This is a genomic window from Janthinobacterium sp. AD80, assembly GCF_002878455.1.
GTDB lineage: Bacteria > Pseudomonadota > Gammaproteobacteria > Burkholderiales > Burkholderiaceae_D > Janthinobacterium.
Genome location: NZ_NRDQ01000002.1, coordinates 1 through 20,800, shown reverse-complemented (window position 1 = coordinate 20,800; position 20,800 = coordinate 1). Strand labels below are relative to the sequence as shown.

17 protein-coding genes and 1 pseudogene are annotated in these 20,800 nt (G+C 63.0%); 16 read left to right on the top strand and 2 right to left on the bottom strand.

Going from position 1 to position 20,800, the window contains the following annotated elements:
• The first annotated feature begins 262 nt into the window (after positions 1 to 262).
• From JaAD80_RS00325 to can, 7 genes are all read left to right on the top strand, one after another.
• Complete coding sequence (locus JaAD80_RS00325; RefSeq protein ID WP_258002750.1) at positions 263 to 1,216, top strand: NAD kinase; 954 nt, start codon at positions 263 to 265, stop codon at positions 1,214 to 1,216.
• 45 nt (positions 1,217 to 1,261) lie between these two features.
• On the top strand, positions 1,262 to 2,929 hold the full coding sequence (recN, locus tag JaAD80_RS00320; protein ID WP_102292390.1) for a DNA repair protein RecN: 1,668 nt from the start codon (positions 1,262 to 1,264) through the stop codon (positions 2,927 to 2,929).
• A 149-nt stretch (positions 2,930 to 3,078) separates the two neighbouring features.
• A complete protein-coding gene (hemH, locus tag JaAD80_RS00315) occupies positions 3,079 to 4,188 on the top strand; it encodes a ferrochelatase (RefSeq protein ID WP_102292389.1) in 1,110 nt (369 codons plus the stop codon).
• Positions 4,189 to 4,543: 355 nt separating this feature from the next.
• The gene (grpE, locus tag JaAD80_RS00310) at positions 4,544 to 5,080 is read left to right on the top strand and encodes a nucleotide exchange factor GrpE (RefSeq protein WP_102292388.1); all 537 of its coding nucleotides are present in this window, start codon (positions 4,544 to 4,546) and stop codon (positions 5,078 to 5,080) included.
• Positions 5,081 to 5,171: 91 nt separating this feature from the next.
• Entirely contained in the window at positions 5,172 to 7,115 is a 1,944-nt protein-coding gene (gene dnaK, locus JaAD80_RS00305) for a molecular chaperone DnaK (protein ID WP_102292387.1), read from the top strand.
• A 160-nt stretch (positions 7,116 to 7,275) separates the two neighbouring features.
• Positions 7,276 to 8,409, top strand: a complete 1,134-nt coding sequence (gene dnaJ, locus JaAD80_RS00300; protein ID WP_102292386.1) for a molecular chaperone DnaJ — start codon at positions 7,276 to 7,278, stop codon at positions 8,407 to 8,409.
• 133 nt (positions 8,410 to 8,542) lie between these two features.
• Positions 8,543 to 9,214 (top strand): carbonate dehydratase, encoded by a 672-nt coding sequence (can, locus tag JaAD80_RS00295; RefSeq protein ID WP_102292385.1) that lies wholly within the window; start codon positions 8,543 to 8,545, stop codon positions 9,212 to 9,214.
• A gap of 18 nt (positions 9,215 to 9,232) precedes the next feature.
• Here the strand turns inward: can and JaAD80_RS00290 are convergent, their stop codons facing one another.
• Positions 9,233 to 9,718 (bottom strand): tetratricopeptide repeat protein, encoded by a 486-nt coding sequence (locus JaAD80_RS00290; protein ID WP_102292384.1) that lies wholly within the window; start codon positions 9,716 to 9,718, stop codon positions 9,233 to 9,235.
• 211 nt (positions 9,719 to 9,929) lie between these two features.
• On the opposite strand from JaAD80_RS00290, the gene JaAD80_RS00285 reads away from it, so the two are divergent.
• The 4 genes from JaAD80_RS00285 (at position 9,930) to JaAD80_RS00270 (ending at position 13,592) form a co-directional block, all read left to right on the top strand.
• Positions 9,930 to 10,814 (top strand): TauD/TfdA family dioxygenase, encoded by an 885-nt coding sequence (locus JaAD80_RS00285; protein WP_102292383.1) that lies wholly within the window; start codon positions 9,930 to 9,932, stop codon positions 10,812 to 10,814.
• A gap of 87 nt (positions 10,815 to 10,901) precedes the next feature.
• Positions 10,902 to 11,876 carry an ABC transporter substrate-binding protein gene (locus tag JaAD80_RS00280; RefSeq protein WP_258002754.1) on the top strand — a complete coding sequence of 325 codons (975 nt, stop codon included), beginning with the start codon at positions 10,902 to 10,904 and terminating at the stop codon, positions 11,874 to 11,876.
• A gap of 1 nt (position 11,877) precedes the next feature.
• The gene (locus JaAD80_RS00275; protein WP_102292381.1) at positions 11,878 to 12,723 is read left to right on the top strand and encodes an ABC transporter ATP-binding protein; all 846 of its coding nucleotides are present in this window, start codon (positions 11,878 to 11,880) and stop codon (positions 12,721 to 12,723) included.
• Positions 12,720 to 13,592: an ABC transporter permease gene (locus tag JaAD80_RS00270; protein WP_102292380.1), complete on the top strand. Its 873-nt coding sequence runs from the start codon at positions 12,720 to 12,722 to the stop codon at positions 13,590 to 13,592. Before JaAD80_RS00275 ends, JaAD80_RS00270 begins: the two co-directional genes overlap by 4 nt.
• 12 nt (positions 13,593 to 13,604) lie before the next feature.
• On the opposite strand, the gene JaAD80_RS00265 is transcribed toward JaAD80_RS00270, so the two are convergent.
• On the bottom strand, positions 13,605 to 14,492 hold the full coding sequence (locus tag JaAD80_RS00265) for an HTH-type transcriptional regulator ArgP (protein ID WP_102292379.1): 888 nt from the start codon (positions 14,490 to 14,492) through the stop codon (positions 13,605 to 13,607).
• Between the two features lie 144 nt (positions 14,493 to 14,636).
• On the opposite strand from JaAD80_RS00265, the gene JaAD80_RS00260 reads away from it, so the two are divergent.
• The 5 genes and pseudogenes from JaAD80_RS00260 to JaAD80_RS00240 form a co-directional block, all read left to right on the top strand.
• Positions 14,637 to 17,090 (top strand): penicillin-binding protein 1A, encoded by a 2,454-nt coding sequence (locus tag JaAD80_RS00260; RefSeq protein WP_102292378.1) that lies wholly within the window; start codon positions 14,637 to 14,639, stop codon positions 17,088 to 17,090.
• A gap of 4 nt (positions 17,091 to 17,094) precedes the next feature.
• Entirely contained in the window at positions 17,095 to 17,718 is a 624-nt protein-coding gene (locus JaAD80_RS00255) for a trimeric intracellular cation channel family protein (RefSeq protein WP_099376350.1), read from the top strand.
• Between the two features lie 94 nt (positions 17,719 to 17,812).
• Complete coding sequence (locus JaAD80_RS00250) at positions 17,813 to 19,726, top strand: beta-propeller domain-containing protein (RefSeq protein WP_102292377.1); 1,914 nt, start codon at positions 17,813 to 17,815, stop codon at positions 19,724 to 19,726.
• Between the two features lie 61 nt (positions 19,727 to 19,787).
• The gene (locus tag JaAD80_RS00245) at positions 19,788 to 20,354 is read left to right on the top strand and encodes a sigma-70 family RNA polymerase sigma factor (RefSeq protein ID WP_258002749.1); all 567 of its coding nucleotides are present in this window, start codon (positions 19,788 to 19,790) and stop codon (positions 20,352 to 20,354) included.
• Positions 20,351 to 20,800, top strand: a pseudogene (locus JaAD80_RS00240) (hypothetical protein); the annotation flags it as partial. The gene JaAD80_RS00245 and the pseudogene JaAD80_RS00240, both read left to right, overlap by 4 nt.

Genomic DNA, 20,800 nt, shown 5'->3' with positions numbered 1-20,800 from the left:
TGGCCTCCTGACGGAAAAAAATCACGTGCCGCCAGTCTCCTGCCGTCCGCGCACGCATGCAAGGGGATTTGATGGCGCACGGAGCGCTGGCGCACGCATGGACGATTCTTTTTCTGCGCTACACTGCGGCAACACTGATAAACGCCCCTTGCGGGCACACGGCAGCCGCACTATACTGTGCATATATACAGTATCATGCGATGCCGGCGTGCGATGTGACAGCCTGGGGCGACTTGCCACCGAATTCACTACCGAGATTCTTATGTCCGCCGAAAAACACGCCGCAGTGCCGGCAGCCACCTTGCCAGCCCCGGGACAACCGTTCAACCTGGGCGCCAAGACCATCGCCCTGGTCGTGCGCCAGAATACGGACGGCATTGCCGAACCCGTCAAAAGCATTGTGGATTTCCTGCAGGTGCTGGGCCATACCGTCGTGTTCGAGGCGGAGACGGCCGCGCATCTGGACTTTCCCGGCGTGCAAGCCATGTCGCCCGCCGAGATCGGCGCCGCGGCCGATTGCGCCATCGTCATGGGCGGCGACGGCACCATGCTGGGCATTGCCCGCCAGCTGGCGCCATTCGACGTGCCTTTGATCGGCATCAATCAAGGCCGCTTGGGCTTCATGACGGACATTCCGCTGGAGCGTATGCTGCCCGTGCTGGCGCAAATTCTCGGCGGCCGCTTCAAGGCCGAGCGCCGTACCTTGCTCGAAGGCAGCGTGCTGCGCGACGGCAAGTCGATCCACGTGGGCATGGCCGTCAACGACGTCGTCGTCTCGCGCGGCGGCGGCGCCGGCATGGCGGAACTGCGCGTCGAGGTCGACGGGCACTTCATGTACAACCAGCGTTCGGATGGCCTGATCATTTCCACGCCCACCGGCTCGACCGCCTACTCGCTGTCGGCTGGCGGCCCGCTGCTGCATCCGACCCTGGGCGGCATCGTGCTCGTGCCGATCGCCCCGCACGCACTGTCGAACCGGCCCATCGTCCTGCCCGACTCCAGCCAGATCGTGGTGGAAATCGTGCGCGGACGCGATATCAGCGTCAATTTCGACATGCAGACGTTTGCCAGCCTGATCCAGCAAGACCGCATCCTGATTCGCCGTTCGCCGCACACGATTACCTTCCTGCATCCGGAAGGGTGGAGCTACTACAACACCCTGCGTGAAAAACTGCACTGGAACGAGTACCCGTCGGGCGAGGGCAAGCTCAGCTAACTTTTTTCACCTTAACCCGCGGCGCGCCGCCTAACCACAGAAGCCATGCTCCATACACTGTCCATCCGCGATTTTGTCATTGTCGATACCATTGAACTGGAATTTTCCGCTGGCTTCAGCGTGCTGACGGGCGAGACGGGCGCCGGCAAGTCCATCCTCATCGATGCGCTGACCCTGGCCCTGGGCGGGCGCGGCGACGCCAGCGTGGTGCGCGAAGGCGCGGCCAAGGCCGACATCACGGCCGATTTTTCCGTCAGCGAAGTGGCGCAGGCCTGGCTGGTGGCCCATGAATTCGCCAATGACGATGGCGGCGCCCTGCTGCGCCGCGTGATCGACAATGCGGGCCGCTCGAAAGCATATATCAACGGCATTCCCGCCACGGCCGCGCAGCTGCGTGAACTGGGCGACATGCTGGTCGATATCCACGGCCAGCACGCGCACCAGTCCTTGCTGAAAAGCGAGGCGCAGCGCGCCTTGCTCGATGGCCAGGCTACGGCGCGCGAAGCGGGCGCCGAGCAGGATGCGCGGCAGGTGGCGGCGCTGCACAAGCGCTGGCGCGCCCTCGTGCGCCAGCGCGAGGAATTCGAGACGAATGCCGCCAACGTGCTGTACGAGCGCGAGCGCCTGGAATGGCAGGTGGGCGAGCTGGAAAAGCTGGCCGCCAAGCCCGGTGAATGGACGGAGATCACGAACGAGCACAGCCGCCTTTCGCACGCGGCCAGCCTGCTGGAAGGGGCGCAGGAAGCCCTGTCGCTCATTTCCGAATCGGAAGACCACCCCATCGTTTCTCAGCTGTCGGGCCTGAACCAGAAGCTGGGCAAGCTGGTCTCCGTCGATGCGGAATTGCAGCCGATTGTCGACCTGATCGAATCGTCGCGCATCCAGCTGCAGGAATCCGTGTATGCGCTGAATAATTACCTGGATCGCGTCGAGCTGGACCCGGAGCGTTTGCACCAGCTCGATGCGCGCATGGAAGCCATGCACAGCACGGCCCGCAAATTCCGCGTCACGCCGGAAGAGCTCCCTGAAGAACACGCCAGGCTGTCGGAAAAACTGCAGCACCTGGCCGACGCTTCCGACATCGAAGGCTTGCTGCGCCAGGAAGCGAAGGTCGAGGCGGAGTACCGCGCCGTGGCTGAACGGCTGTCGGCAACGCGGCGTGCCGCCGCGCTGGAACTGGGCCACGCCGTCACGCGCGCCATGCAGGAGCTGAGCATGACGGGCGGCAGTTTTGAAATCGCCCTCAATCCCTGCGAACCGGCCGCGCACGGCCTCGAGCAAGTCGAGTTTCTCGTCGCCGGCCACGCGGGCACGGCGCCCCGTTCGCTGGCGAAAGTCGCCTCCGGCGGCGAACTGGCGCGCATCGCGCTGGCCATTTCCGTCATCACCTCGCACGCCACCACCACGCCGACCCTGATCTTCGACGAGGTCGACAGCGGCATCGGCGGTGCCGTGGCCGAAGTGGTGGGGCGGCTGCTCAAGCGCCTGGGGCAGGGACGCCAGGTGCTGTGCGTGACCCACTTGCCGCAAGTGGCCAGCCAGGCCAATCAGCATTTCCAGGTGGCAAAAAGCACCTTGGACAACGGCAAGACGGCCTCGCGCATCGACATGCTCGACGCCAAGGCCCGCGTGGAAGAAGTGGCGCGCATGCTGGGCGGCCTGGAAATCACGGCCACCACGCGCAAGCATGCGCGCGAATTGCTGGCGATTTGAACGCGGCTTAAATCCGGGGTCAGACCCCCGGATGCGTTAGCGCTGAGCTTGACGTTAGCGGCATTGAGGGTCTGACCCCAGCACTTCGCTATTAACTCAATGCAACTATAATAACTGCCTGATCCATCCAACGCCTTCAAAGAGCCTTCATGCCATTTCAAACAGAACCTCCGTACACGCATGGCCGCATCGACCGCAGCGCCGTGGTGCTGGTCAACCTGGGCACGCCCGATGCGCCGACCTCGTCGGCCGTGCGGCGCTACCTGAAACAGTTTTTGTCCGATCCGCGCGTGGTGGAAATTCCCCGCCTAGTCTGGTGGTTTATTTTGAACCTGATCATCCTGCCATTCAGGTCGGGGCAGTCGGCCAAGAAATACGCGTCCATCTGGACGCGCGAGGGCTCGCCCCTGAAGGTGCACACGCAAAAGCAGGCCAAATTGCTGGCCGGCGCGCTGGCCGAACGGGGCCATGATGGCGTGACGGTGGCCATGGCCATGCGCTACGGTTCGCCGTCGCTGCCCGAGGTGCTGGCGCAATTGAAAAGCGAAGGCTGCGAGCGCATCGCCATCCTGCCGGCCTATCCGCAATATTCCGGCACGACGACGGGCTCCATCTACGACGCCGTATTTGCCCATTACGCCACGGTGCGCAATGTGCCGGAACTGCGTTTCATCAAGCAATACCACGAGCACGACACATATATCGATGCCCTGCGCGACTCCGTGCTGAACCATTGGGATGCGCATGGCCGGCCGGACAAGCTGGTGATGAGTTTTCATGGCGTGCCCAAGCGCACCTTGCTGCTGGGCGACCCGTATCACTGCCAGTGCCTGAAAACGGCGCGCCTGCTGGCAGAAAAATTAAAACTGTCCAAAGATCAATATGTGGTGACCTTCCAGTCGCGCTTTGGCAAGGCCGAGTGGCTGCAGCCATACACGGCGCCTACTTTGGTGGCGCTGGCACAGCAGGGCGTCAAGCGGGTCGACCTGCTTTGCCCTGGCTTTACCAGCGATTGCCTGGAAACCCTGGAAGAGATCGCCATGGAAGCCAAGCATGATTTCGAAACGGCCGGTGGCCAGCATTTCCATTACATCGCTTGCCTGAATGAAACACCAAAGTGGATCGCGGGCCTGGCGGAAATTGCCGAACAGCATATGATCGGCTGGCCAACAATGAAGACGGCGGCGCAGCGCGAGGCGGACAAGCAGGCGGGCGAGCAAGCCCGAACAGCTGCCCTGGCCTTGGGCGCGGCGAATTAGACGCTGTTCTTTTTGCCATGGAAAGCCGCGCTTGCGCGGCTTTGTCATTTCTGGCGCTGCCACGTGGTTTTCCAAATAGCAACACCATCAGTGGCAATGGCGTCTGCGGGGCTGTTAGAATGCCGGCTTCGCTGGGGATGCCGGCTGTATCAGTAAGTCATCGGTCATAGGAAGCGCACGGCACGCTGCCCGAAATGGGAAGTGATTTGTAATAAGCTGTAACATTGGCTGACGTAAACCTTGGCACGCGCACCGATACCCCTTGAAACAGTAGGATATAGCCCCATCTGCCGGTTAGTGTTGTAAAGATGTATAGACTAACTTATTTAAGCCATTGATTGTAGGAGCTTTCTAGATGCAAGATCAGGAAAATCAAGCTGTACCTAATCCGCAAGCGGACGCCGCGGCGGCTGCTCCATCGACTCCCGCAGAGCCTACTTTGGAAGAACAGTTGGCGAGTACCGAAGCGCGCCTGGCAGAAATGCACGATGCCTTCATGCGCGCCAAGGCCGATGGAGAAAATATCCGCCGCCGTGCGCAGGAAGATGTAGCTAAAGCGCATAAATTCGCAGTGGAAAGCTTTGCCGAAGCCATGGTGCCGGTCAAAGACAGCCTGGAAACGGCGTTGACGGTGGAAGCACCGACCATCGAGTCGCTGAAAGAAGGCGTCGAGATGACTCTGAAGCAGCTGAACGCCGCGTTCGAGCGCAACCGCCTGGTGGAAGTGCTGCCAGTGCAGGGCGAAAAACTCGATCCGATGAAACACCAGGCCGTCGCCGTGGTGCCAGCGGAGCAGGAAGCCAACACCATCGTATCAGTCTTGCAAAAGGGCTATATGATTGCGGACCGCCTGTTGCGTCCAGCCATTGTGACTACCGCGCAAGCAAAATAATCAGAGGGCGGCATCAAGCAAGCCTTGAAACCATGCCGCTTTGCCACATATAAGAACCATCTGAAATCTAGCAAATAAAAGGAAAAAAATCATGGGTAGAATTATCGGTATCGATCTGGGAACCACGAATTCCTGCGTTTCCATCATGGAAAACGGTCAACCAAAGGTAATCGAAAACGCTGAAGGCGCACGCACGACGCCATCGATTATTGCTTATCAAGAAGATGGCGAAATTCTCGTCGGCGCACCGGCGAAACGCCAGGCAGTGACCAATCCGAAAAACACGCTGTACGCAGTGAAGCGTTTGATCGGTCGCAAGTTCGACGAAAAAGAAGTACAAAAAGACATCGCGCTGATGCCGTATCAAATCATGAAAGCCGACAACGGCGATGCATGGATCGGCGTACGCGACAAAAAACTGGCGCCGCCACAAATTTCGGCTGAAGTGCTGCGCAAGATGAAGAAAACGGCAGAAGACTACCTCGGTGAAGAAGTCACCGAAGCCGTCATCACCGTGCCTGCGTACTTCAACGACTCGCAGCGTCAAGCGACCAAGGATGCCGGCCGTATCGCTGGCCTGGACGTCAAGCGCATCATCAACGAGCCAACCGCGGCAGCGCTGGCGTTCGGCCTGGACAAGGCTGAAAAAGGCGACCGTAAAATCGCCGTGTATGACTTGGGTGGCGGTACGTTCGACGTGTCGATCATCGAAATCGCCGATGTGGATGGCGAAAAACAATTTGAAGTGCTGTCGACCAACGGCGACACCTTCCTGGGCGGCGAAGACTTCGACCAGCGCGTCATCGATTACATCATCGACGAGTTCAAGAAGATCAACGGCATCGATCTGAAAAAAGATCCGATCGCTCTGCAGCGCATCAAGGCTTCGGCCGAGCGCGCGAAGATCGAGCTGTCGTCGTCGCAACAGACAGAGATCAACGAGCCGTACATCGCCATGGCCAATGGCGCACCGGTCCACTTGAACCTGAAGATGACCCGCGCCAAGCTGGAATCGCTGGTGGAAGAGCTGATCACGGCAACGATGGAACCATGCCGCACCGCTATCAAGGATGCTGGCGTGAAAGTGTCGGACATCGATGACATCATCCTGGTCGGCGGTATGACGCGTATGCCGAAGGTGCAGGAAAAAGTGAAGGAATTCTTCGGCAAGGATCCACGCAAAGACGTGAATCCGGACGAAGCCGTCGCCGTGGGCGCAGCAATTCAAGGTTCGGTCCTGTCGGGCGAACGCAAGGACTTGCTGTTGCTGGACGTCACCCCTCTGTCCCTGGGTATTGAAACCCTGGGCGGCGTGATGACGAAGATGATTCACAAAAATACGACGATTCCGACCAAGTTCAGCCAGGTGTTCTCGACGGCCGACGACAATCAGCCTGCGGTGACCATCAAGGTCTTCCAGGGTGAGCGCGAAATCGCCGCCGGCAACAAGGGTCTGGGCGAATTCAATCTGGAAGGCATCCCGCCAGCAGCACGCGGTACGCCACAGATCGAAGTGACCTTCGACATCGACGCCAACGGCATCTTGCATGTCGGCGCGAAAGACAAGGCCACCGGCAAGGAAAACAAGATCACGATCAAGGCCAATTCCGGCTTGACCGAGGCTGAAATCCAGAAGATGGTCAAGGATGCTGAGCTGAACGCGGAAGAAGACAAAAAGGTCAAAGAATTGGCCGAGTCGCGCAACCAGGCCGATGCTCTGGTACACTCGACCCGGAAATCCTTGACCGAATACGGCGACAAGCTGGAAGCGGGCGAGAAAGAGAAGATCGAAGCGGCAATCACCGACCTGGAAGCAAGCATCAAGGCCGGCGACAAGGCTGAGATCGACGCCAAGGTGGAAGCACTGTCGACCGCATCGCAGAAACTGGGCGAAAAAATGTACGCCGACATGCAAGCGCAGCAAGCTGCCGGCGGCGCGGAAGGTGCACAGCAAGCTGCTGGCGCATCGGACGCAGGCGCCAAGCAAGACGACGTTGTCGACGCTGACTTCAAAGAAGTCAAAGACAGCAAGTAATTGTCTTGCGCTCCCGTCACTGGGGGCAGCCGGGCTGAACGCTACATCGCGGAATTAGCCGCGAAGACCGGCCGAGCCGAGTCGTTGCCCAGTGCAGCACTCGACTCGGCTTTTTCGTGTAATTTTTACATCAGTAGATAGACTGCAAGGTGCCGACAACATGGCAAAGCGTGATTTTTACGAGACACTCGGTGTCGCAAAAAATGCTTCGGAAGAAGAGATTAAAAAGTCTTACCGTAAACTGGCGATGAAATACCATCCGGACCGCAATCCGGATAGCAAGGAATCGGAAGAAAAGTTTAAGGAAGTCAAGGAAGCCTACGAGATGCTGACCAATCCGGAAAAGCGCGAAGCGTATGACCGTTATGGTCACGCCGGCGTGGACCCGAACATGGGCGGCGGTGGCGGCTTCGGCGGCGGTGCTGGCGGCTTTGCCGACAGCTTCGGCGATATCTTCGGCGACATCTTTGGCGGTGGCGGTGGACGTAGCCGCAATGCCGGTCCACAGGTGTACCGTGGCGCCGACTTGCGCTACAACCTGGAAATTACACTGGAGCAAGCTGCGCACGGCTTCGACACGACCATCCGCGTGCCGAGCTGGGACAAGTGCGATACCTGCCACGGCAGCGGCGCCAAGCCAGGCACGTCGCCAACCACCTGCGGTACGTGCGGTGGCCACGGCCAGGTGCGCATGCAGCAAGGTTTCTTCAGCATCCAGCAAACCTGCCCGAAATGCCATGGCAGCGGCAAGGTCATCACCGACCCGTGCACGCCATGCGGCGGTGCGGGCCGTATCAAGCGCAACAAGACGCTGGAAGTCAAGATTCCAGTCGGCATCGACAACGGCATGCGTATCCGTTCGTCCGGCAACGGCGAACCGGGTACGAATGGCGGTCCGTCGGGCGACCTGTATGTGGAAATCCACATCAAGCCGCACGCCGTGTTCCAGCGCGAAGGCGACGACCTGCATTGCGAAATGCCGATCTCGTTCACCAAGGCGGCATTGGGCGGCGAAATCGAAGTGCCGACCCTGAACGGCAAAGTGTCGTTCACGATCCCGGAAGGCACCCAGTCGGGTAAAACCTTCCGCCTGAAAGGCAAGGGCATCAAGGGCGTGCGCTCCGGTTACGCAGGCGACCTGTTCTGCCACGTGGCGATCGAAACACCGGTCAAGCTGACGGAGAAGCAGAAAGACCTGCTGCGCGAGTTCGAGAAATCGACGACCGAAGGCGGTGCCAAGCACAGCCCGCAAAGCAAGACCTGGAAAGACAAGGTCAAGGACTTCTTTGAGTAAGCACACGTAACACCAGCGCCGGGATGCTCACACATCCCGGCGTTTTTTTCACCACGACTGAGCAATGTGCGCGTATCGCCGGCCTATGGCCGCGATCTGCCGCCTTCAGTCGTATGCACACAATGGGAGCGATATGACCGAACAGAAAAATGGCCTGGCCCTGGCGGAACTGCTGCAGCGTAACCGCCGCTGGGCCGACTCGATGGTGGCGAAGGACCCGAACTTCTTCAAGAACCTGGAAGCACAAACGTCGCCCGAATACCTGTGGATCGGCTGTTCCGACAGCCGCGTGCCAGCGAACGAACTGCTGGGCATGGCGCCTGGCGACGTGTTTGTGCACCGTAATATTGCCAATGTGGTCGTGCATTCCGACCTCAATTGCCTGTCCGTCCTGCAATTTGCCGTGGACGTGCTGAAAGTCAAACATGTCATCATCGTCGGCCATTACGGCTGCAAGGGCGTGCATGCTGCCATGACGGGCACGCGCATCGGCCTGGTCGACAACTGGCTGCGCCACGTCCAGGACGTGGGCCAGAAGCATGAGCGCTACCTGGGCGACGTGCTGACCAGCCGCCAGCGCGGCGACCGCCTGTGCGAACTGAACGTAGTGGAACAAGTGTTGAACGTCTGCCAGACCACCATCGTGCAAGATGCGTGGGAACGGGGCCAGGAACTCAGCGTCCATGGCTGGGTCTACGGCCTGAAGGATGGCTTGCTGAATGACCTGGAAGTGACCGTCACGGCCGGCCACGAGCTGGCGCCGCGCATGGCGACCCGCCTGGCCCGCTACGAAGCCATCGCGTAAGCAACGCTGGCGCCGCGCCTATGGCGTGGCGCTTTCCAGGCGGCCCAGGTAATCGGCGGCCTCCCGCACGCCCTCCTGCGCCGCCTGGCGCAACCAGGTTTTTGCCTGCGGGATATCCCGTGGCGTGCCCCGGCCTTCGGCCAGCGCCACGCCATAGTGGTAGCGTGCCAGCCGCGCATACGCGGCATCATCATGCGCATGTGCGCCGCGCCGCATCAGCGCCGTCGCCTGCGCCTCATCCTTTGGCACGCCGATGCCCGTTTCATACAGCTGGGCCAGCCAAATCATCGAATACACATCGTTCCAGCGCCGGATGCAATCTTCAAAGATGGCAACCGCTGCCGCATGGTCGCCCGTCTTGTCGGCCGCATAGCCGTACAAACATTTGATGCGCTTGTCGCTGTGCACATAGGCTTTGTAGCTGAGATCGCTTTCGCCCTGGCTATCCTGGGCCTGGACGGAGGCGGTTAACAGCAAGGCGAGCAGCAGGGCGTAGCGGGGCATGGCTATCCTGAGGAAAGAGTGAGATTAGTAGATAAGCAAGTTGCGTGCTAGCTCTTTTCCCGGGCAAAGCCGGTGCCGCTGTGCCGTTGCGTGACAGCCGCTGTTGCAGCACGGCGCAACGCGCCGCGCATATCCATATAGTAAATGCTTCGTTTGCAAGGCCGACAAGCGGGCATACAGTGGACTTCCCTCATTCACTGATGAAGCCACCATGTCGGCCGTCCTGAAACCCCAGCTTTCCACCAGTCCGTTCCAGATCGAAACCTTTGATGCGCCGCTGGGCGCGCAGGTGCTGGGGCTGGACCTGGCGCAGCCGCTGTCGCCCGGCGATTTCCAGCGCCTGCACCATGCCCACCTCGACCATCACGTGCTGGTGTTCCGCGACCAGCGCATCACGCCGCGGCAGCAGGTCGATTTCAGCCGCCGCTTCGGCCCCCTGCAAATCCACGTGCTGCGCCAGTTCCAGCTGCCCACGCAGCCGGAAGTGCTGGTCATCTCGAACATCGTCGAGGATGGCCAGCCCATCGGCCTCGGCGATGCCGGCCATTTCTGGCATTCGGATCTGTCGTACAAGGAAGTGCCCAGCCTCGGCTCCATGCTGCATGCGCAAGAGTTGCCGGACGAGGGTGGCGACACCGTGTTTGCGAACATGCACCTGGCGTGGGAAAGCCTGCCTGCCGCGCTGCGCCATGCCGTGCGGGGCGCGCGTGCCGAACACAGCTACCTGAGCCAGTACGAGGAATTGCGCCGCCGCAACCCGTGGCGGCCCGCCCTGACGCAGGCGCAGATCGATGAAGTCACACCCGTCACCCACCCGGTGGTGCGCGTGCATCCGGAAACGGGGCGCCGCGCCCTGTTCGTCAGCGAACATTTTACGACGCGCATCGTCGGCCTGCCCGACGATGAAAGCCGCGCCCTGCTCGACGAACTGTTTGCCCATAGCGTGCGCCCGGAGCACCTGTATGTGCACCGCTGGCAGCCGCACGACCTGGTGTTCTGGGACAACCGTTCCCTGATGCATCTGGCGACGGGGTGCCCGCCCGAGCAGCGCCGCAAACTCTACCGCACCACCATCGAAGGCGATGCGCCGTACTGATTTTTGACCGTAAGTCCTACCCAAGGAGTATCCATGTTGCCGATCCTGTCGCTTGCCCGCCCGCGCCGTTTTCTTTCCGCCATCGCCATGCTGTGTGCCGCAGGCATGGTGCCAGGGATGGCCCAGGCCGAAGGACAGATCCGCATCGCGGGCCAGCATGGCATCACTTTTCTGTTGCTCAATATTGCGCAGGAACAGAAGCTGATCGAGAAGCATGGCAAGCAGCAGGGCGTGGACGTGAAGGTCGAGTGGATCACCCTGTCCGGCGGGCCCGCCATCAACGATGCGCTGCTGTCGGGCAATATCGACATCGCCGGCGCAGGCCTGGGGCCGCTGCTGACCATCTGGGACCGCACGAAAGGCCGGCAGAACGTGCGCGGCGTGGCGTCGCTGGGCAACTTTCCCTACTATTTGATCAGCAACAATCCCAAGGTGAAAACCCTGGCGGACTTCACGGACAAGGACCGCATCGCCTTGCCGGCCGTTTCCGTTTCCGTCCAGGCGCGGATATTGCAAATGGCCGTGGCGAAACAGTGGGGCGACAAGGAATACGCGCGCCTGGATAAGATCACGCAGACCTTGCCGCACCCGGATGCGGCGGCCGCCATCATCGCCGGCGGCACGGAGCTCAGCGGCCACTTCGGCAACTCGCCATTCCAGGAACAGGAACTGGCGCAAAACCCGAACGCGCACATCGTGCTCGATTCCTACACGGTGCAGGGCGGCCCCAGCTCGTCGACCCTGCTGTATGCGACGGAAAAATACCGCAAGGATAATCCGAAAACCTACCGCGCCTTCATCGCCGCGCTGGCGGAAGCGGCGCAATATGCAAGCGGCAATCCGCAGGGTGCGGCCGACATTTATATCAAGGTCAACAAGAGCAAGGTGGATCGCAATCTGCTGCTGAAAATTTTTGCCAACCCGCAAGTGCAATTCAAGATCGCGCCGCAAAACACCTATGGCTTGGCGCAATTCCTGCACCGCGTGAGCGCCATCCGCAACCTGCCGGACAGCTGGCGCGACTATTTCTTTGACGACCCTGTCATCACGCAAGGAGGCTGACATGAACGCACCTGCTTTTCACCTGGTACGTCCTGCCGTTGCGCTACAGCCACTGCTCAGCGTCAAGCATGTCAGCCTGGAATACCGCACCGAGCAGCGCACCGTGCGCGCCACGCATGACGTCAGCTTCGACGTGTTCCGCGGCGACCGCTTCGTGCTGCTGGGGCCGTCCGGCTGCGGCAAGTCCTCACTGTTGAAAGCCGTGGCCGGCTTCATCGCGCCGCGCGCGGGCAGCATTGCCATGCAGGGTGTCCCCATTAGCAAGCCAGGGCCTGACAGGGTCGTCGTCTTCCAGGAATTCGACCAGTTGCCGCCGTGGAAAACCGTGCTGGAAAACGTCATGTTTCCCTTGCTGGCCAGCAAGCGGCTGGACAAGCCGGCGGCCCGCGAGCGCGCGCAGCACTGGATCGCCAAGGTGGGCCTGGCCGGCTTCGAGGATGCCCATCCGCATACCTTGTCGGGCGGCATGAAGCAGAGAGTCGCCATCGCCCGCGCCCTGGCCATGCAGCCGGAAGTGCTGCTGATGGACGAGCCGTTCGCCGCCCTCGATGCGCTGACGCGGCGCAAGATGCAGGAAGAGCTGAGCCGCCTGTGGGACGAGCTGCGTTTTACCTTGGTGTTCGTCACCCATTCGATCGAGGAAGCCCTGGTGGTGGGCAACCGCATCCTGCTGCTGTCGCCCCATCCGGGCCGGGTGCGCGCCGAACTGAACAGCCATCAATTCGGCTTGCACAGCGCTGGCAGCGCGGAATTCCAGGCCGCCAGCAGCCGCATCCATGGCCTGCTGTTCGACGAGGAAACCGTTGGCGCCACGCAAGCGGACACGCCGCAGCGGGAGGCCGTATGAGCGTGCTGCTGGAACCGCCGATCCGCCAGGAATTCGTCTACGCGGCGCCGCCGCCGGCCGGCGTTGCCGTCGAGCGGCCATTGTCGCGCTGGCAGCGTGTAAGCCAGCATGCGCTGTGGCGCAAGGTGGTGATTTTGCTTGGCCTGGCCCTGCTGTGGGAAGCTGCGGCGCGCTGGACGCACAACGATCTGTTGCTGCCCGGCTTTCTGCAGACGGCGCAGGCGTTTATCGAGGGCATCGCCAGCGGTGAGTTGCTCACGCGCACGGCGGCATCCCTGGTGGTGTTGCTGCAGGGCTATGCGGTGGGCGTGCTGGCCGCCTTCGTGCTGACCTTGCTGGCCGTCTCCAGCCGGCTCGGGCGCGACTTGCTGGAAACCCTGACGGCCATGTTGAACCCCTTGCCGGCCATCGCCCTGTTGCCGCTGGCCTTGCTGTGGTTTGGCCTGGGACGCGCCAGCCTGATCTTCGTCATCGTGCATTCCGTGATGTGGCCGCTGGCCCTGAACACCTACGCGGGCTTCCAGGGCGTGCCGGAAACCCTGCGCATGGCGGGCCGCAATTACGGGCTGAACGGTTTGCGCCTGGTGCTGCATATTCTGGTGCCCGGTGCCTTGCCTTCCATCGTCTCGGGCTTGAAGATCGGCTGGGCGTTTGCCTGGCGCACCCTGATCGCCGCCGAGCTGGTGTTCGGTACCACTTCGGGCCAGGGCGGCCTGGGCTGGTACATCTTCCAGAACCGCAACGAGCTGTACACGGACAAGGTCTTCGCGGGCCTGGCTGCCGTTATCGTGATTGGTCTGCTGGTGGAAAACATCGGCTTTCGCAGCCTGGAGCGGGTAACGCTCAAGCGCTGGGGCATGCAGCGCTAGTTCTCGCGATAACTATTTCAGCATGCTGCGCGCCGCCGCGATGATTTGCCGCGACAGCTGCTCCAGGCGCGGCGACTGCACCTTCCACGTGTGCCAGTACAGGGCCACGTCGGCCGGCGTCTTGGGCGTGAGCATTTCCACCAGCTCGCCATCCGTGTTCGCTTTCAATAACAGTTCGGGCACCATGCCGTAGCCGAGGCCATAGCGGATGGCGTTGAAGTGCGAAGTGGCGCCCGGCACGTAATGGCAGGGGTAGGCGCCTTCGGGCAAGCCCAGCGCCTCTTGCAGGAACGATGACTGCAAGGTGTCCTTGCGCGTGTAGGCGACGACGGGCGCCGTGCGCGCCGCCTTGCGCGTTAGGCCGTGCGCGAACCATTGCTGGCGAAAAGCGGGCGTGGCCACCAGCCAGTAGCGCATCACGCCCAGCGGCTCGGCCGTGCAGCCGCGCATGGGTTTTGGCTCGGTGCTGATGCAGCCGATCGCCATGCCCGTTTCCAGCAAGGTATACGTGTGGTCCTGGTCTTCCACGGTCAGGTCCAGCAGCACGCGCTCGCGTATCAGCACTTCCGACAGGGCAGGGAAGAACCAGGTGCCCATCGAATCGGCGTTCAGCGCCAGCACCAGGGTCAGCGGGGCATCCTGCTGCACCGCCAGTTCCGCCTCCAGGTCCGCTTCCAGCAGCTTGGCCCGCTTCAAGTACTGCATCAGGCGCTGGCCCATGCGCGTGGCGCGCGCGGGGCGGCTGCGCACGATCAGTGCGTTGCCCAGCTGGCTTTCCAGCGCCCGCACGCGCTGGGAAATGGCGGGCGAGGTCAGGTGCAGCTGCAGCGCCGCCTGCTCGAAGCTGCCCGTTTCGACGACGGCGCGGAAGGCTTCCGTGTGCTTGGGATTCAGGTTCATGGTGCGCGCCTAACATAAGAAAAATTTATCAATACTAAATAATACTTACTTTTCATAAGGATAGGTGTGTTGCAGTGCACAATGCCTCTTTGATGGAGTGCCGCGCGCCCGCGCGCCGCCTCCTGGCAGCAAAGGAATGACCATATGGAAACGCAAGATACGGCGCAAGACAGCAGCACTACCACCACGCGCAAGCCCCAATCCAGGCTGGCGCGCAATCTGAAATTCGGCCTGGGACTGACCCTGGGCCTGGGCCTGGCCGGCGCCATGGCGGGCGGCTACTGGCTGCGCCAGGCGTGGCAGGACTTGCCGGCTGTCGAGCACCTGGCGCAGTACAAGCCCGCGCTGCCGCTGCGCATTCTCTCCAGCGAAGGCGAGCTGCTGGCCGAATACGGCGAAGAGCGCCGCGAATTCCTGCCCCTGAAAGACATCCCGCTGCGCATGCGCCAGGCCTTGCTGGCCATCGAGGATGCGCGCTTCTACGAACACGGCGCCGTGGATTTCTATGGCTTGACGCGGGCCACTTTGGCCAATATCGTCACGGGCCACCATGCGCAGGGCGCCAGCACCATCACCATGCAGGTGGCGCGCGACTTCTTCCTGTCGCGCGACAAGACCGTGCAGCGCAAGCTGACGGAGATGCTGCTGGCCTACAAGCTGGAACAGCACTACGGCAAGGACAAGCTGCTGGAGCTGTACATGAACCAGATTTACCTGGGCGAGCGCTCCTATGGTTTTTCCGCCGCCTCGAACATTTATTTTGACAAGCCGCTGGCGGAAGTGAGCATCGCCGAAGCGGCCATGCTGGCCGGCTTGCCGAAAGCGCCGTCGGCCTACAACCCCGTCGCCAATCCGCAGCGCGCCGCCGTGCGCCAGCACTACATCCTGCAGCGCATGCGCGAACTGGGCTACATCACGCCGGCCGAATACACGGCCGCCGTGGCGGAAAAGCTGGCCCTGAACAAGGACCGCAACAGCTCCGTGCACGCGGCCGCCTATGCGGTCGAGGAAGCGCGCCAGCTGATCCTGCAAAGCTATCCTGAAGGCGCCTACAGCATGGGCCTGGACGTGACGACCACCATCCGCATGGCGCCGCAGCGCGCGGCCGACAAGTCGCTGCGCGACGGACTCTTGAATGCGCAGGCGCGGCGTGGCTACCGGGGGCCGGAAGCGCGCCTGGCCGCTTCCGAAGACAGCGTCAGGCGCCAGCTGGCCGCCTACCCGGACAGCGGCGAACTGCGTGCCGCGCTGGTGCGCAAGGTCGACACTGCCGGCAAGCGCCAGGTGACGGCGCAGCTGCGCAACGGCGACGAGATCGTGCTGACGGCCTCGGAAGCGCGCCTGGGCGGCAAGCTGGCGTGGGATGGCAAGCGCGCCATCGTGGAGGGCAGCGTGATCCGCGTGGTGCATGACGCGGCCAAGAAGCGCTGGCTGGTGAGCCAGCTGCCCGAGATGGAAGGCGCGCTGATTTCCGTCGATGCGCATAGCGGCGAAATTGTCGCCATGGCGGGCGGCTTCGATTTTTACCGCAACCACTACAACCACGCCATGCAGGCCTACCGCCAGCCCGGTTCCAGCTTCAAGCCTTTCGTGTATTCGGCGGCGCTGGAAAAAGGCTACTTCCCCGGCACGGCCGTGGACGATACGCAGCGCTTGCTGCTGCCGCAGGAAACGGGCGCGCGGTCCTGGCGTCCGCGCAATTACGGCAACAACTACGAAGGCTTCATCAGCGTGCGGCGCGGCCTGGTGCGCTCGAAAAACCTGGTGGCCGTCAGCCTGATGCAGGCGGCCGGCCCTGGCTATGTGCAGCACCACGCCACGCGCTTCGGCTTCGAGAGCGCGCGCAATCCCGTATCCCTGCCGCTGGCCTTGGGCGCGGGTGCCGTCACGCCGCTGCAGCTTGCGCAATCGTATTCCGTGTTCGCCAACGGCGGCATGCAGATGCCGCCCAAGCTGATCAAGGAAGTGCGCAACCGCAGCGGAGAAGTGCTGTTCAGCGATGCGGCGCCACGCGCCAAGGGCGCGCCGGCACAGGGCACGCAGGTGATCTCCGCGCGCAACGCCTATGTCATGGACAGCATGCTGCGCGACGTCGTCAAGAGCGGCACGGGACGCGGCGCGCTGGCGCTGGGACGGGGCGATGCGGCCGGCAAGACGGGCACTTCGAACAACGCGTATGACGCCTGGTTCGCCGGCTATTCCTCTGGCCTGGTATCCGTCGTCTGGCTTGGCTACGACCAGCCGAAAAGCCTGGGCAACGCCACCGGGGGAACGTTGGCGCTGCCCGTCTGGCGCGACTACATGCAGGTGGCCGTGCAGGGCCGCCGCGAACAGGTGCTGGCCGAGCCGCAAGGCCTGGCCCTGCTCGACGGCGACTATGTGTATGCCGAATACCTGTCCGGCGACTGCCTGCAGGACAGCCATGCCTTCATCCACAGCAGCGTCAGCTGCGGTAGTGGCGGCCCTGGCAGCCTGGGCGCCGACACGCGCCTGGCCAACGGCGAAGAACGCGGCAGCAGCGGCGCAGGCCACGAGGCGCGGGCACTGAGCGAAGCGCGCGAACGCGAACAAATTCTCAAATCATTTTCGGAAGAGTAAGACCATGCTGTTATATACGATTTACCTGGTGGCGATCGTCGCCGAAGCGATGTCCGGCGCCATCATGGGCATGCGGCGCGGCATGGACTTATTTGGCATCTGCATGATCGGCACCGTTACCGCCCTCGGTGGCGGCACCGTGCGCGACGTGCTGCTGGGGCACTATCCGCTGGGCTGGATCGCGCATCCGGAATACCTGCTGTTTACCATCGGCGCGGCCGTCGTCACGGCCTTTGTCGCGCGCTATCTGCACCATCTGCGCGCCGTCTTCCTGCTGGTCGATGGACTGGGGCTGGTGGCGTTCTGCGTGATCGGCTGCGACATCGCCATGTCGGCCAAGATGCATCCGGCCATCGTTGTGCTGGCGGGGATGATCACGGGCGTTTTCGGCGGCCTGCTGCGCGATATCCTGTGCAACCAGATTCCGCTGGTCCTGCAGCGCGAAGTGTATGCCACCGTGGCGCTGTTTACGGGCAGCCTGTACGTGGGCCTGCTGTACTTCAAGGTCGACAGCTCGGTGGCGCAGCTGGCGTCGATCGGCGCCGGCTTCCTGTTCCGTTTCCTGGCTTTGCACTTCGAGTGGCGCCTGCCGAATTTCAATGGCGACCGCATACGCGGCTTTGAGTAAGCTGAACGCCGCGTAAATTTTTTTGCGCGTTTAACCCCTTCTTCTGCGCTGCCGCGTTTCATGGTTGACACCCCAGCCAACCGGAGAAGAAGCGATGTCCAGCGCCCGCAAGATCACCTTGATACTGTCCCTGCTGCTGTCGGCAGGCTGCCACGCCGCCGGGACGGCGCCAGGGAAAACCCTGACAGCCTTCGCCAGCGAGCAAGCCTTGAGCAGCTACCTGCAGCAGATGCAGGCGCGCCAGGCGGCCCTGCTCAGGGAGCAGCAGAAACTGCAGCGCGCCACCTCGCAGTATGCGGCGCAGTACGCGGCGACGGCGCCCATATCGCCATCCGCTCCGCCGGCTCCACCTCCCGCGCCGATGGCGGCCAAGGCCGCGCCGGCGCCATCGGCAGAAGCTGCGGAATCCGTCACCAATGTGCAGACGGCAGGCGTGGACGAAGGCGGCATCGTCAAGCTGCATGGCAAGCACCTGGTGATGCTGCGGCGCGGCAAGCTGTTCACCGTGCAGGTGGGCGGCAATGCCCTGCAGCCGGTGTCCTCGCTCGATGCGTACGCGCCGGGCAGCGACCCGTCCGGCAGCTGGTATGACGAAATGCTGGTCGATGGCGACACCTTGGTGGTGATCGGCTACAGCTACAGCCGCGGCGGCACGGAAATCGGCCTGTTCGACATCAGCGCGGACGGCAAGCTGGCCTACCGTGCCACCTACCATTTGCGCTCGAACGATTACTACTCCTCGCGCAATTACGCCAGCCGCCTGATCGGCAGCAAGCTGGTGTTCTATTCGCCCCTGTCGCTGGACTTGCGCAGCAAGGACCCGTTCGGCGGCTTTCCCGCCCTGCGCCGCTGGCGCCCTGACGCCGTGCCGTCCGACTTCAAGCGCATCGCCCCGGCCACGCGCATCTACCGCACCGATGAAGAAGCCGAAGCCGGCGCCGGCCTGACCCTGCACACGGTCACGGTGTGCGACCTGGCGCAGCGCGACATGCGCTGTGAAGCGACGGCCGTGATGGGACCGCGTGGGCGCGTCTTCCATGTATCGGGCCAGTCCGTCTACGTGTGGACCACGCGCCGGGGCAGCGACTCGGGCGTGTTCCGCATCCCGCTCGATGGCAGTGCGCCCAGCGCCCTGAAAGTGGCGGGCGCGCCCGTCGACCAGTTCTCGTTCCTGGAAAGCAGCGACGGCCACCTGAACGTCCTGCTGCGCGCCGAAGGCCAGGGCGACGCCATGTGGGATGGCGCGCGGGGACGCGGCGACATGGCACTGCTGCGCGTGCCGCTGGCATCGTTCTCCGATGGCGGCGACAGCGCGCCTGCCAGCAGCTACCGGGCACTGCCCGGTGGTGGCGGCTACGGCCTGCAGAACCGGTTCGTGGGAGCGTATCTGTTGTACGGGAACTCTGGCCATGCCGGACGCCGCAAGGCCGACCAGGCCTGGCCGCGCCAGCCGCTGTATGCCGTGCGCTGGGCAGATGCGGACAGCGTGCAGTCCCTGGCCCTGCCGCATGGCGTGGAACGCATCGAGGCACTGGGCAATGACGCCGTGGTGATCGGCACGCAGGGCAAGGACCTGCATTTCAGCAGCATCCGCCTGGGGGCGCAGGCGGCGATCGCCACGCGCTACATCCGCGCCGACGCGGCGCAGGGCGAGTCGCGCAGCCACGGTTTCTTCTACAAGCCGCAAACGGCCAGCGAGGGCATGATCGGCCTGCCCATCCTGGGCGCGGACGAGCGTCCCGGCTTGAGCCGGCCGGCCGCCTCCGTCCTGTATCTGCGCAACAGCGGCTTGACCTTGACGGAGCTGGGCGCGCTGGCCGCGCGGCCCGGGCCGGCGCCGGACGATGGCTGCCGCGCTTCCTGCGTGGACTGGTACGGCAATGCGCGCCCGCTGTTCCTGCAGGGCCGGGTCTTCGCCTTGCTCGGCTATGAAGTGGTGGAAGGGGCGCTGAAGGATGGGCAGATCCGCGAAGTGCGCCGCATCAGCTATGCGCCCACTGCACGCTGACGGCGTGATCCGCGCTACGCGGCATTTGTCGCTGCCGCGTAGTTCGGCTACACTGGATCGCATGCCCGACACTTTACTCACCGCGACGGATGAAGACCTGATGCTGCGCTACAGCGCCGGCGACCTGCCGTCGTTTCGCGAATTGTACCGGCGCCACAGCCAGGGCCTGTATCGCTTCGTGGCCTGGCGCGCACCGCGCCGCGCCTGGGTGGACGAGATCGTGCAGGATGCGTGGGCCAGCCTGCATGCGGCGCGCGCCGGCTACCAGCCGCAAGCGGCGTTTCGCACCTATCTGTACCAGATCGCGCGCAATCGCCTGATCGACCTGCTGCGCCAGCGGGAAGGGCAGGAGCACGCGGCAGAAGATGAACTGGCGGACGACGGCGCCTCGCCGCAGGAGTCGCTGGAACAGAAACAGCAGCACGCGCGGCTGCATGCGGCCATCGCCGCGCTGCCGGTGGAGCAAAAGGAAGCGCTGGTGCTGCAGCAGTTCAGCGGCATGAGCCTCCACGACATTGCCGTAGTGACGGGGGCGGAAGCGGAAACCGTCAAGAGCCGGCTGCGCTACGCCATGCAGAAATTGCGCGCCCAGCTCGATGGCGCGGCCGGCGCGGGAGGACAGGCATGAACACGCACGATCAAGATAACGATGAACCGATTGACGAGGAATTGACCGCGCTGCTGGCCAGCCTGCCGCAGCCCGCGCCGTCCAGCGCGCTCGATGTGGCCATCCTGGCCGGCGCGGAAAAAGCCTTGCGGCCGCCGGCAGCGGCCAACGACAGCGCCGATGGCGTGCTGCGCACGCTGTCCGCGAAAAAGTCGCCCGACTACCTGCAGCGCTGGCGCGTTCCGCTCGGGCTGGCCGCCGCCGTGCTGCTGACGGTGAACCTGATCGGCGTGGACTGGTTCGGCTCGAAGCCGGCGCAGTTTCCCGTGATCGGGGAACCGGCCACGCCGGAGGTGATGCCTGCGCCTGCTGCTTCTGCCCGTAGCTCTGTGCCGCCGCAGGTCGCTGAGGCGGTGCCGCAGCCCGCGCCTTTGCCGTCGGCACCGCCACCGCGCGCGCTGGCCAAG